Below are 12,800 nucleotides of genomic sequence, written 5' to 3'. Positions count from 1 at the left end.
GCTCAGATCGAAGAGATCATTTCGTTAGCGAGCTTCTTGTCGGCTTCAGCATCGTGTCTATCGGCAATCAGAGTGCGCGCTGCCGCAGCTGCGGCATTGACGGCAACCGATTTGACTTCAGCAACAGCCTCACGCTCTGCTGTTGCAATTTTATCTTCGGCCATGCGCTTGCGGCGCTCGACCATCAGCTTGCCATCAGCTTCGGCTTTCTTGAGGATTGCGTCGGCATCACGCTCTGCATTGGCAAGCATGTCTTCCGCGTGCTTTTCAGCATCCTTGATCTTGGTAGCATATTCGTCGCGAAGGGCTTCGGCCTCTGCCCGCAGATTCTTCGCTTCGTCCAGCTGGTCCTTGATCTCCTGAATCTTGGAATCAAGCCCGCCCGTGATCAGGCCAGGGACCTTATTCCAGATGAAGATACCGACCAGAACAAGCATCGCGATCGATACCCATTGGTAGGAGTCGAGACCCAGAGCCGCTGGCTCGTTATCGCCCGCAGCGATCAGAATTGTGAGAGCATCAACCATTGGTCATGGCCTCCTTCACCGCGGCCTTTGCAGCTGCACCATCAACCGATGCTCCAGCAATACGCGCCACGATATCCTGCGCTGCCTCAGCAGCCACGTCCTCTACTTCGGCCATTGCCGCACCGCGCGCTTCACCGATCCGCTGCTCAGCTTCTGCCAGCTTCTTGTCCAGTCGCTTCTGCGCGGCGGCGATCTTCTTTTCATTCTTAGCCGCGGCATCCGCCTTGGCTTTGGCGATCACGGCCTGCGCCTTCGCATGGTTCTTATTCTCGCGCTTGCGCCATGCCTCTTCCTGCTCGTCAGCAATGTCACGCGCAGCTTGAGCGGCAGCCAGATCGTCTGCGATCTGCTTGTCACGCAAAGCCACGGTCTCCATCACCTTCGGCACCATTCCGCGCCCGATGACGAAGAAAGTGAGACCGAAGAAGATCAGTGTCCAGAAGACCTGGCTGGACCAGACTTCGGCAAGTTGAGCTATCTGAGGCATGCGTAGGGTCCGAAAATCAATTCCATAGAGACACTGCCCGGTCGGCTGATGGAGCCGACCGGATAATGCAAATCGTCTTAAGCAACGAAGATCAGGATCATCGCAACGACGAAGGCCAGCAGACCGAGAAGTTCTGCTGCGGCGAAGCCGATGAACAGACGGCCCTGCTGGCTGTCTGCTGCGCCCGGGTTACGCAATGCTGACTCAAGGAAAGAGCCGAAAACGTTGCCCACACCGATGGCTGCGGCGCCGCAACCAATCGCTGCGAGACCGGCACCGATAAGCTGTGCTGCTGCTGGTTCCATTGTGAAAAACTCCTTTAGGTGGAAACTTGAAAATTGAGTGAGAAAAAACTCAGTGAAGATTCTCTGCGTCGTTGATGTACAGCGACGTCAGAAGAGCGAAAACATAGGCCTGAATTCCCGCGACCAGGATTTCCAGCGCGCTGATGGCAACCATCAGGATCAAGCTTGGGATACCGATCAAGCCACCGTAAACCGCGCCCGCATTCACACTGCCAATCACGAAGCTGGCGAGCACTTTCAACAGTACGTGGCCGGCCATCATGGCAACGAACAGACGCAACGCCAGGCTGAACGGACGAACGAGGAAAGAGATCAACTCGATCACCGGGATAAGCCAGATCAGCCACAGCGGCGTGCCGTGCGGCACGAACAGGCTGAAAAAGTGCAGGCCGTGCTTCCAGAAACCAACAATCAAAACGATCGCAAAGCTGAGGATCGCCAGAACGCCGGTTACCGTGAAGTGACTGGTAAAGGTGAAGGCGTGGACACCAGGCACCACACCCACTGGCAAAAGGCCCAACAGGTTGGCGAATAGGATGAACATGAAAAGGCTGAAGATGTAAGGCACATATTTGCGCCCTTCCTTGCCCACATTGGCTTCCAGCATGTCATCAATAAAGCCGGTGAAGCTTTCGACGGCCATCTGCCAGCGGCCAGGCACGAGCTGACGCTTCATGCCGCCTGCGACGAATACCCAAAGCAGCACAGTGGCAATCAGCATCCACAGTGCGGAATTGGTAAAAGCGAGATTGTAACCGGCCACCGTGAAATCGCCTGTGCCGAACAACGGCTCAATGGCGAATTGCTTCATTGGGTCTACCTTGCCTTCTTCGGCTGCCACGATCGTCTGGTCCCTAACGCCTAAAACTCTTGGGCACTGTTACTGATCCTTGTCAGGATCGGCAGAGTGCGCGTTTGCTGAACGAATAACGTTTCTGAAGGCAACAATGATCCCGAGGAACAGCATCACCAACAGGCCCCAGGGCGATGTTCCAGCGAAGTGATCAATCACCCAGCCGATAACAAAGCCGCCAAAGATCCCACCAAGCAGATCCGCCAGCACCCGGTTGCCCATGCGATAATTCGCATCAGCACCCTGCACCTTTGGCTGGTTGCGTTCCTCTTCACGCTCGCGTGCGGCCTTCAGCCGCGCTTCGAGCGCGTCAATTCGCGCATCCTCAGCGATGGGTTCTCGTGCGGGTTTTTCTTCACTCATGCCAGCCTCCAGATATGGAATGCGCAGCACGCGCAAAAAGGTGCCCGCCGAGGGCGCCTGCCCACTAGGCGAGGCCTATAGGCAAGTCAACCGCAAGCGGGCCGCTTTACGCTGAAAGTCAGCGCTATTTTGCAGTGCAGCGAAAAATCAACGTATTTCGCCCGATTTCAGCCAGCATTTAGCCCGGAGGAAAGCGCGAATCGCGCAGCGGCGAGGCCGATGTGCGCGTTTGCCACGAACCATCAGGTGCCTGATACATCTCCCCCGGCACTGTCTTGAGAATCAGCTGGCAACCAGTCGACAGCGCGTATTCCTCAAGCGTTATGCCATTCTCGCGGGCTTGCTGTGCATAGACTGCTCGACGCTTGATATTGATGTCGCTCACCAACCGTTGAAGTTCGGGGGTCGCGGAACCTACTATTGCTAGATAGCCGTCCATTTTCTCGCCCACTTGGCCGGACGAACGCGCGGCGGCATAGGCCGGGTCTCGCTGCGCCATAGCAGGCACTGTAAGCACACCCAAAGCGACGGCGGACATCATACAGGCCCAGCAAAAGCACCGGGTACAGGGTGACACTTGGATGCACACCGCTGATCATGAATGCGGCCACGACCGTAGTGCCGACGTATACGCGGGCGAGTTTACGCCAAAGCGTACTTTCCTTGCCCGCTTGCACGCCTGTTTCCGCGGTCTTTGCCTGCCCGGCCATCTGCTGTTTCCTCCTGCCCCTCTGGTTCGCGCCAGATGCAGGACCGTTACATTGCAGCAGCATGGTAGCAGGGGAAAGCGCAAGTTCCGTACCCCTACCCCCTTGCCATTCTTGGCTGCACCGCATAGCCGCGCCTCACACGTTTAATACCTCGATCGGAGTTCGAAGATGGTTCCTCGCTATGCCCGCCCTGCCATGACGGCGATTTGGGAGCCGGAGAGCAAATATCAAATCTGGTTCCTGATCGAAGCGCATGCGACGCAGAAGCTCGCCGATCTGGGCGTTGTACCGGAAAGCGGGGCGAAAGCGCTGTGGGACTGGTGGGCAACCGGACCCAAGATCGATGTGGCCGCAATTGATGCCAAGGAAGCCGTTCTCAAGCACGATGTGATCGCGTTCCTTGACTGGGTGGCAGAACAAGTCGGCCCCGAGGCACGCTTCATGCACCAAGGCATGACCAGCAGCGACGTACTCGACACCACGCTCGCGGTGCAGCTGGTGCGGGCAACCGACATTCTGCTGGAAGATATGGATGCACTGCTTGCGGCGATCAAACGCCGCGCAGAGGAGCACAAGTTCACTCCAACCATCGGGCGCAGTCACGGCATCCATGCAGAGCCGGTCACTTTCGGACTGAAGCTCGCGCAAGCCTATGCCGAATTTGATCGATGCAAGACGCGCCTCGTCAATGCACGCGCCGAAATCGCGACTTGCGCGATCAGCGGAGCGGTAGGCACCTTTGCCAATATAGATCCTTCGGTTGAAGAATATGTCGCCGAGCAGCTGGGCCTGACACCGGAGCCAGTCTCGACGCAGATAATCCCGCGTGATCGCCATGCGATGTATTTCTCTACACTCGCTGTCATCGCCAGCTCGATCGAGCGCCTTGCGGTCGAAGTGCGACATCTGCAGCGCACCGAAGTTCTGGAAGCCGAGGAATACTTCGCGCCGGGACAAAAGGGCTCAAGCGCGATGCCGCACAAGCGCAATCCTATCCTTACAGAAAACCTGACCGGACAGGCCCGCATGATCCGCGGCTATGCCGTGCCTGCGCTGGAGAATGTCGCGCTTTGGCACGAGCGCGATATCTCGCACAGTTCGGTTGAGCGCTTTATTGGCCCGGATGCGACGATCACGCTCGATTTTGCTTTGGCTCGCCTGACAGGCGTGGTGGACAAGCTGCTGGTCTATCCGGAACGTATGCAGAAGAACCTCGATATGATGGGCGGTCTGGTTCATTCGCAGCGCGTGCTTTTGGCGCTGACGCAAGCGGGGATCACGCGCGACAATGCGTACCGCCTGGTTCAGCGCAACGCGATGAAGGTGTGGGAATCGGACGGCAAACTGTCGCTGCTCGAGCTTTTGAAAGCCGATGAGGAAGTCACCGCAGCGCTTTCGACCGAGGAACTCGAGGAAAAATTCAATCTGGATTACCACTTTAAGCACGTCGACACTGTCTTTGCTCGTGTGTTTGGCTCCTAGGCGCTTGAGACGAGCCGCCTAGACTCCTTCGCGAAAACGCTTAGGCTTCGGATACAAAGGTTTGAGGGGATACAACAATGCAGATTGTCCGCACGATTCTTTGGGTACTGATCTTTGTCGGGATCGCACTGTTTTCGGCCATCAACTGGAAGGCTGTTGACGTGAACCTTTGGGGAGACTTCGTGGTCGAAACGAAGGTGCCGGTTCTGGTCATCGTATCATTCCTGCTCGGACTTGTACCGATGTGGCTGTACCATCGTGGCGCGAAATGGAGCCTGAACCGCCGGATCGCGAGCCTGGAAAACGCGGTGCGTTCAAACGCTCTCAGCAGCCGCCATAGCGCGCCGCCGCCCTCTCCGGCGTCAACTGCGCCTGCGCCGCCAGCCACAGATCCTGCCCCTACTGACGACACACTGAAACAAGACAGCAACTAATGAGCAACCCCGTCTACCTTGCCCTGGATTTGCCTCAGATTGAGCCGGCGAAGGCGCTGCTTAACAAGGTGAAATCGCATATTGGCGGAGTAAAGCTGGGCCTGGAATTCTTCTGCGCGCATGGCCATCACGGGGTACACGAAATCGCGCACGCCACCGGCCTGCCGATCTTCCTTGACCTGAAACTGCACGATATCCCCAACACCGTTGCCGGAGCGATGCAGGCGATCCATGTTCTGGAACCAGTGATTGTCACGATTCACGCCAGTGGCGGGCGCGCGATGATGGAAGATGCCAAGACCGCAGCGGCTGACGGGTGCAAGGTGGTTGCGGTGACTATGCTCACCAGCCTTGATGAGCGCGACATGACCCGCACTGGCATTAAGGGTTCGCCGCATGATCAGGTTATGCGGCTGGCCGAACTCGCGCATGATGCCGGGCTCGATGGAATTGTCTGCTCAGGGCAAGAAGTGGGCGCGGTACGCCAGCAATGGAGAGACGGCTTCTTCGTCGTGCCCGGCCTTCGCCCCGGCGGAAAGGCCACGGGCGATCAGAAACGCGTGGTCACTCCGCGCAAGGCTCGAGATGATGGCGCCAGCGTGCTGGTGATTGGCCGCCCGATCAGCAAAGCGGATGACCCGCTGGAGGCCGCTCGCGCAATCGAAGCGACGCTTTAGAGGCCAAGAATGTCAGTTCAGATCAAAATCTGCGGGCTTTCAACGCCCGAGACTATCGACGCCGCTGTAGATGCGGGCGCGACACATGTCGGCCTCGTGCATTTCGAGCCGAGCGCACGGCATGTCTCGCTGGAAGATGCGGCCAAGCTGCGTGCGCGTGTGCCGGCCAACGTTAAAGTGGTGCTCTTGCTGGTCAATCAGCAACCCGATGCGACCGCCAAGGCGCTTGCCGCCGTCAAACCCGATGTGGTCCAGTTCCATGGTCGCGAGACCCCTGAGTGGACCGAAATGGTCCGCGAAAAGACACAACTCAAAGTGTGGAAAGCGTTGGGCCTGAGAGATGCGGGCACACTGGAACGCAGCGCGGCATATGTCGGCAAGGTCGACCGTCTGCTGTTTGACGCTCCTGCAAAAGCGCTGCCTGGGGGCAATGGCACCGCCTTCGACTGGAACCTTCTGGCGGGGCACAAGCACCTGGTCGATTGGGGCATTGCGGGCGGTCTGACGCCCGACAATGTCGCTGAGGCAATCCGGGCAACCGGCGCGCCGCTGGTCGACGCATCCAGCGGCTTGGAAAGCGCGCCGGGCGTGAAGGATGTGGACTTGATCCGCGCGTTCTGCAAAGCGGCTCTGGAAGCTTGAGAAATCCATGACAGAAAATACCCCCAATTCATTTCGCAACCAGCCTGACGAGCGCGGGCATTTCGGCCAGTTTGGCGGGCGTTATGTCGCCGAAACGCTGATGCCGCTGATCCTCGATCTCGAAAAGGAATATCGCAAGGCGCAGGCCGACCCCGAATTCGCGCGCGAGTTCAACGACCTGATGAAGCATTATGTCGGGCGCCCTTCACCACTCTACTTCGCGGAGCGGCTGACAGAGGCGCTGGGCGGCGCACAGGTCTGGTTCAAGCGCGACGAACTCAACCACACCGGCGCGCACAAGATCAACAATTGCATCGGGCAGATCCTGCTCGCGATCCGCATGGGCAAAACGCGGATCATCGCGGAAACCGGTGCAGGCCAGCATGGCGTCGCCACCGCGACCGTCTGCGCACGCTTTGGTCTGCCTTGCGTGATCTACATGGGCGCAGAGGACGTGAAGCGGCAATCGCCCAACGTCTTCCGTATGAAGCTGCTCGGCGCGGAAGTTGTCCCCGTCACCAGCGGCGGTGCGACGCTGAAAGATGCGATGAACGAAGGGCTGCGTGACTGGGTCGCGAACGTCCATGACACCTTCTACATCATCGGTACGGCAGCAGGGCCGCATCCCTATCCGGAGATGGTGCGCAACTTCCAGAGCGTGATCGGTAAGGAAGCGCGCGAGCAGATGCTCGATCGCGTAGGCCGCCTGCCGGATCTGCTGGTTGCCTGCATAGGCGGCGGTTCGAATGCGCTCGGGCTGTTCCACCCCTTCCTCGATGATCCGGAAGTGAAGATGCTGGGCGTCGAGGCGGCGGGGCATGGGCTGGATGGAGATGAACATGCGGCAAGCCTTTTGGGCGGCGCGCCCGGTGTGCTCCACGGCAACAAGACTTACCTGTTGCAGGATGAGGACGGTCAGATCACCGAAGGCCATTCGATCAGCGCCGGGCTGGATTATCCCGGTATCGGTCCGGAGCATGCGTGGCTGAAAGAGTCAGGCCGCGTCGAATATACCGCTGTTACCGATGACGAAGCATTGGACGGCTTCCAGCTGCTTTGCCGCACCGAGGGGATCATTCCGGCGCTTGAACCATCACACGCCATCGCCGCCGTTGCCGACCGCGCGAAGCAGATGCGCGATAATCAGATCATCCTGATGAATCTGTGCGGCCGCGGCGACAAGGACATTTTCACAGTGGCTGAAAAGCTGGGAGTGGAGATGTGAGTGCGAAGGCTCTTTTCGTCCGAAACGTCGCCGTAATTGCAGTGCTCTTCTTCTTGGCAATGCTTGGCGCAGACATAGTATTTGAACGCGATCCTGGGCCGATGTTGGAACGTATTGGCTTAGCGGTTTTTATGGGAATCCTCAGCGAAGCCAGCCAACTGATCTACCTCAGGCACACGAAATGAATGACACTCTGCTCGTCATTCCGGGCTTGACCCGGAATCCAGAGCGGCTCGAACTGCGCCCTGCAATTCTGGATTCTCGCTTTCGCGTGAATGACGATTGTTGGCCTGTCCTACACACCCGCAGCAATGCCATAAGACACATATGAAGAATGCTTCAAACCTCTGGAACCGCGCCGAAAATTGCACTCGAATTGACGCAAGATTTTTCGCCCCTAGGACAGTGTTCCATGTGTTCCATACTGTAGGACTTCACGCCCGGAAATGACCGAATCCAACCGCCTCTCAAACGCCTTCTCCAAGCCGCACCCCGCGCTCGTGTGCTTCATCACCACTGGCGATGGCGACACCGCGGCCAATCTCGACGCGCTGGTCGAGGGCGGTGCGGATGTGATAGAGCTGGGCATGCCTTTCACCGATCCGATGGCCGATGGGCCGGCGATTCAGGCCGCGAACCTGCGCAGCCTGGGCAAAGGCACAACCACGGCAGACGTGCTTATGATCGCGAATGAATTCCGCGAGCGGCACCCGGACATTCCGCTGGTTCTGATGGGCTATGCCAACCCGATGATCCGGCGTGGGCCGGGGTGGTTTGCCGAGCAATGCATGGGCTGCGGCGTTGATGGCGTGATCTGCGTCGACATTCCCCCCGAAGAGGACGAGGAACTCGGCCCCGCCCTGCGCGAAGCAGGCGTTGCACCGATCCGCCTCGCGACACCCACAACCGATGCAGCGCGGCTTCCCTCCGTGCTCCAAGGGTCCGAGGGCTTCGTCTATTACGTTTCCGTTGCGGGCATCACCGGCAAGCAACAGGCCGCAATCGACTCCATCGAAGACAATGTCAGCCGCATCAAGCAATCGACCGATCTGCCTGTTGCGGTGGGTTTCGGCGTGCGCACGCCTGAACAAGCCGCAGAAATCGCAAAGGTCGCCGATGGCGTGGTCGTCGGCTCGGCTCTGGTCGAACTGGTCGGAAAGTTTGGCAAAGACGCGCCGGAGCAGCTAAAGGAACTGACGTCGGCTCTCGCACTTGCGATCCAAACCGCGCGATAGGACAACAGATGAACTGGTTTACACGCGTTCGAAACTCCATCGGCTTCGGCGAAAAGCGAATCAGCGAGAAGGATTTGTGGGTCAAATGCCCGTCCTGCGCAGAGATGCTGTTCGAGCAGGAATATAAGGACAATCTGTGGGTCTGCCCGCGGTGCGACCATCATGGCCGGATCAGCGCGGATCAGCGGCTGAAGCTGCTGCTGGACGATGGTTTCGAGATGCTCGATCAGCCTGAGGTCGAGGAAGACCCGCTCAAGTTCAAGGACAGCAAGAAATACACTGACCGGCTCAAAATGGCGCGGGCGAACAATACGCATGCCGATGCCTTCAGCGTCGGTTCCGGCACGATTGACGGCCGCGTGGCGGTGGTCGGCGTTCAGGATTTCGGCTTCATGGGCGGATCGATGGGCATGGCGGTGGGTGCGGCCTTTGTCGCGGGCGCGCAAAAGGCATTGGAGCGCCGGTCGGCATATGTCGTGGTGACCGCCGCAGGCGGTGCACGCATGCAGGAAGGCATCCTCAGCCTGATGCAAATGCCCAAGGCAACCGTGATGACGCGCCGCCTGAAAGAAGCGGGCTTGCCCTATATCGTCGTGCTGACAGACCCGACCACCGGCGGCGTAACCGCCAGCTATGCCATGCTGGGCGATATTCAGATCGCGGAGCCAGGTGCACTGATCGGCTTTGCCGGACAGCGCGTGATCCAGGATACGATCCGCGAGCAATTGCCCGAGGGGTTCCAGCGCGCGGAATATCTCTACGAGCACGGGATGGTCGACATGGTGGTGCACCGTGCGGACCTGAAGGAACAGCTTGCAACCGTGCTCGGCTATTTGCAGCCGCGCAAGGCCGCTTAAGGCGTCACCGCTATGCGCGATATGGGGCGCTCGGACGATCCGCGCGTTCAGGCCCAGCTCGACCGACTTGGCAGCTTAAGCATTCAGCGTGACACGCTGGGGCTCGATGCGATCCAAGAATTGATGCGGCAACTTGGCGATCCGCACAAGCGATTGCCGCCTGTGTTTCACGTCGCGGGGACCAATGGAAAGGGATCAACCTGCGCCTTCCTGCGCGCGATGCTGGAGGCGGAGAGGTACAAAGTCCACGTCACCACCAGCCCGCATCTGGTGCGCTATAACGAGCGGTTCCGGGTGGCGGGCAAACTGATCGAAGACGCACGGTTGGCGGAACTGCTGGAGCAGGTGTTTGACGCCGCCGAGGGGCTCGATTGCAGCTTCTTCGAGATCAGCATTGCGGCGGCGTTTGTGGAATTCGCGCGCGTTCCAGCCGATGCGTGTGTGGTGGAAGTCGGCCTTGGTGGGCGGTTGGATGCAACCAATGTGCTTGAGCCGGGTGCGCTGGCAGCTTGCGGAATTGCTGCGCTGGGGATCGATCACGAGAAGTTCCTCCTCGCGCCAGAGGAAGGCGTACCGCAAGAACCAATGGCTCGGATTGCATTCGAGAAAGCGGGGATCGCGAAACAGGGCGTGCCGCTGGTGACGATTGCTCAGCCGGAGCAAGAGAAGCAGGCAATCGAAGCAGTCGCAAACCCAGCTGGAGCGCCTGTGTTCGTCGCATCGCGCGTGGATGGACGCGAACTGGCTCTTCCCGGCGAACATCAGGGTCTGAATGCCGGCTTGGCGATAGCAATGCTGCGTTCCCAATCAAAGATCGACGTTTCAGACAATGCAGTTGCGGTCGGGCTTCGCACTGCGAGCTGGCCTGCGCGGCTTCATCGACTGGCCGATGGTCCGTTGACGCAAGGGCGCGAGGTTTGGCTAGACGGTGGGCACAACGCTTCGGCGGGGGCCATGCTGGGCGCGTATTTTGCCGGACATAAAGTGCATCTGGTGATTGGCATGATCGAAGGCAAAGATCCTGCTTCGCTGGTCGCTCCGCTCGCAGCTTCACTGGAGACGATCACGGTTGTTCCCGTGCCTGGCTTCCCTTGCCATCCGCCAGAGGCGTTTGGCGCGACGGCTGCATCTGCCTCTGATGTTAGCAAGGCGATTGACAGATTGCGCGATGACGGATTGCCGGTCCTTATCGCTGGTTCGCTCTATCTCGCGGGCGAGGTGCTGCGCCTCAATGACGAGATTCCGGACTGACTACTCCGCCGCAAGCGCTTCTAGCGCGATGACACCTGAATTGCGCCCCGCGCGCCGTTCGCGCCACCATTCAAGGCACACCAGCACGACAGCAGCAAGCCCGATGAAAGTCGTCAGTACGAACACGTCGAAATAGCCCTGATCCTCTATCATCTCACCCAGCGCTCCACGCCCCAGCGTGCCCACCAGCAGAGTGAGTGATGATAGCAGGGCATATTGCACCGCGCTGAACTTCTTCGACACGATCGAGCTGAGCCAGGCGATATAGGCCGCCCCCGCAATGCCAATCGCCAGATTCTCGAAGAAAATCGTGAAGGTGAGTTTAGCGAGCGCAGCGCTGCCAATTCCGGGCACCTGCATGATCAGCCATGTGAAGCCGACAAGATCGCTCAGCGCTTGCATATTGTGCCCGCCAATCGCCAGATCGGCATAAAGCAGGTTCGTCAGTGCCGCGAGCAATCCGCCGATGAATAGCGTAGCCATGCGGCCGATCACAGTGAGCAAGAAACCACCCAATGCAAGGCCGCCGATAATCGCGCCCACGCCGAAGAACTTGGAGGCAAACGCCACTTCGTCGTTGGTGTAATTCAGCTCTCCCAAATAAAACGGATAGGCAAACGTGCCCCAGATCGCGTCGCAAATCCGGTAGGTCAGCACGACCGCCAGTATAAGGACCAGGCTCCATCCCATCCGCCCAACAAACTCAACCAGCGGCAGCACAAGAGCGCGATAGAGGTGGTCCATCGCAAAGCCCGCGCCGCTTGATGGCGGAGCGTCTTGCTCTAACAAATAGTTGCCCTGCTTTTTTTGGCTTGCGAGCCAGCCAGCGATCAGAGCTGGCAGTATGATCGTGGCAACAATAATCCAGGGACCGAAGTTGAGCGTGAATTGGGTGGGGTTTGGCCTGTCCGCTGGCGCATAGGTCATCGACATGATCATGAAGCTCAACACGACGCCAATCGCACCGGCCCAGAGCACGCCGACAATCGCTAATGCGCGGGCGCGGATTTTCGGATCAAGCTCGCCCGCCTTGCGCAATTCGCGCACCAGTTCATCACTCGCGGCCATAGTGTTTGCGGCATCTCCATCGCCATTGGGCGCAAACAGCCCCAGAAATCCTGCCGTCAGCAAGATTGCTCCCATCAGCATATAGGTTTCCGGCCATCCGATCCGTGCCGCGATAATCAGTCCCAACGCGCCACCAACCAGCGAGCTGAACCGATATCCCATCTGGTAAATGGTCGAGAGGATATCGATCGTTGCAACATCGTCGGCTACGTCGATACGCCAGGCATTTATTGCAATATCCTGCGTCGCACTGGCAAACGCCCCGATCCCGGCCAATAGCGAAAACAAGCCAAGTTGCGACTTGGGGTCTAGCAGGCTGAGCGTGACGAGAATCGTGCCCAACGCCACTTGCATCGGCACAATCCATTGCTTGCGCTTGCCAAGCTTGCGCAGCAGCGGAAGATCGACCTTGTCGATCAATGGGGACCACAGGAATTGGAAAGCGTATGCAAGCCCGATAAGCGAGAAAATGCCCATCGTCTCCAGCTCGACCTCGGCCTCTGTTAGCCATGCGAACAGCGTGCCGAGGAACAGTGCGAACGGCAGGCCACTGGCAAAGCCGAAAATCAGCATAAAGCCGGTTTTCCGGTTGGTCAGCGCTAATACCAGCGCCTTCCATGCAGATTTCTTCTTGTCGGCAGTGGCAACAGCCATTCCCTAGCGTCCTTCCAGAAACGTCAAACT

At 58.7% G+C, this 12,800-nt stretch carries 15 protein-coding genes; 8 read left to right on the top strand and 7 right to left on the bottom strand.

Annotated features, from left to right (window positions below):
- Positions 1-2: 2 nt before the first annotated feature.
- The 6 genes from QZ487_RS09575 to QZ487_RS09550 form a co-directional block, all read right to left on the bottom strand.
- Positions 3-527 (bottom strand): hypothetical protein, encoded by a 525-nt coding sequence (locus tag QZ487_RS09575; protein WP_296024627.1) that lies wholly within the window; start codon positions 525-527, stop codon positions 3-5.
- Complete coding sequence (locus QZ487_RS09570; protein ID WP_296024625.1) at positions 520-1,014, bottom strand: ATPase; 495 nt, start codon at positions 1,012-1,014, stop codon at positions 520-522. The genes QZ487_RS09575 and QZ487_RS09570 overlap by 8 nt, the downstream gene beginning before the upstream one ends.
- Before the next feature lie 77 nt (positions 1,015-1,091).
- Positions 1,092-1,319 (bottom strand): F0F1 ATP synthase subunit C, encoded by a 228-nt coding sequence (locus QZ487_RS09565; RefSeq protein WP_285975440.1) that lies wholly within the window; start codon positions 1,317-1,319, stop codon positions 1,092-1,094.
- A 49-nt stretch (positions 1,320-1,368) separates the two neighbouring features.
- Positions 1,369-2,130, bottom strand: a complete 762-nt coding sequence (locus QZ487_RS09560; protein WP_296025332.1) for a F0F1 ATP synthase subunit A — start codon at positions 2,128-2,130, stop codon at positions 1,369-1,371.
- Between the two features lie 69 nt (positions 2,131-2,199).
- Positions 2,200-2,535, bottom strand: coding sequence for an AtpZ/AtpI family protein (locus tag QZ487_RS09555; protein WP_285975441.1), 336 nt, complete (start codon positions 2,533-2,535; stop codon positions 2,200-2,202).
- 178 nt (positions 2,536-2,713) lie between these two features.
- Complete coding sequence (locus tag QZ487_RS09550) at positions 2,714-3,076, bottom strand: YdbL family protein (protein ID WP_296024622.1); 363 nt, start codon at positions 3,074-3,076, stop codon at positions 2,714-2,716.
- A gap of 337 nt (positions 3,077-3,413) precedes the next feature.
- On the opposite strand from QZ487_RS09550, the gene purB reads away from it, so the two are divergent.
- The 8 genes from purB (at position 3,414) to QZ487_RS09510 (ending at position 11,048) form a co-directional block, all read left to right on the top strand.
- Positions 3,414-4,727, top strand: a complete 1,314-nt coding sequence (gene purB, locus QZ487_RS09545; RefSeq protein ID WP_296024621.1) for an adenylosuccinate lyase — start codon at positions 3,414-3,416, stop codon at positions 4,725-4,727.
- Between the two features lie 77 nt (positions 4,728-4,804).
- Entirely contained in the window at positions 4,805-5,161 is a 357-nt protein-coding gene (locus QZ487_RS09540; RefSeq protein ID WP_296024619.1) for a hypothetical protein, read from the top strand.
- The gene (pyrF, locus tag QZ487_RS09535) at positions 5,161-5,838 is read left to right on the top strand and encodes an orotidine-5'-phosphate decarboxylase (protein WP_296024617.1); all 678 of its coding nucleotides are present in this window, start codon (positions 5,161-5,163) and stop codon (positions 5,836-5,838) included. Before QZ487_RS09540 ends, pyrF begins: the two co-directional genes overlap by 1 nt.
- 9 nt (positions 5,839-5,847) lie before the next feature.
- Positions 5,848-6,480 (top strand): phosphoribosylanthranilate isomerase, encoded by a 633-nt coding sequence (locus QZ487_RS09530; protein ID WP_296024615.1) that lies wholly within the window; start codon positions 5,848-5,850, stop codon positions 6,478-6,480.
- 7 nt (positions 6,481-6,487) lie between these two features.
- Positions 6,488-7,705: a tryptophan synthase subunit beta gene (gene trpB, locus QZ487_RS09525; RefSeq protein WP_296024613.1), complete on the top strand. Its 1,218-nt coding sequence runs from the start codon at positions 6,488-6,490 to the stop codon at positions 7,703-7,705.
- A 446-nt stretch (positions 7,706-8,151) separates the two neighbouring features.
- On the top strand, positions 8,152-8,940 hold the full coding sequence (gene trpA, locus QZ487_RS09520; protein WP_285975448.1) for a tryptophan synthase subunit alpha: 789 nt from the start codon (positions 8,152-8,154) through the stop codon (positions 8,938-8,940).
- An 8-nt stretch (positions 8,941-8,948) separates the two neighbouring features.
- Positions 8,949-9,797, top strand: coding sequence for an acetyl-CoA carboxylase, carboxyltransferase subunit beta (gene accD / locus QZ487_RS09515; protein ID WP_296024611.1), 849 nt, complete (start codon positions 8,949-8,951; stop codon positions 9,795-9,797).
- Between the two features lie 12 nt (positions 9,798-9,809).
- The gene (locus tag QZ487_RS09510; RefSeq protein ID WP_296024609.1) at positions 9,810-11,048 is read left to right on the top strand and encodes a folylpolyglutamate synthase/dihydrofolate synthase family protein; all 1,239 of its coding nucleotides are present in this window, start codon (positions 9,810-9,812) and stop codon (positions 11,046-11,048) included.
- On the opposite strand, the gene QZ487_RS09505 is transcribed toward QZ487_RS09510, so the two are convergent.
- The gene (locus tag QZ487_RS09505; protein WP_296024607.1) at positions 11,049-12,770 is read right to left on the bottom strand and encodes an MFS transporter; all 1,722 of its coding nucleotides are present in this window, start codon (positions 12,768-12,770) and stop codon (positions 11,049-11,051) included.
- Between the last annotated feature and the right edge of the window lie 30 nt (positions 12,771-12,800).

It is taken from the genome of uncultured Altererythrobacter sp., from assembly GCF_913057185.1.
Classification (GTDB): Bacteria; Pseudomonadota; Alphaproteobacteria; order Sphingomonadales; family Sphingomonadaceae; genus Erythrobacter; species Erythrobacter rubellus.
This window is presented reverse-complemented; position numbering and strand designations above follow the sequence as displayed.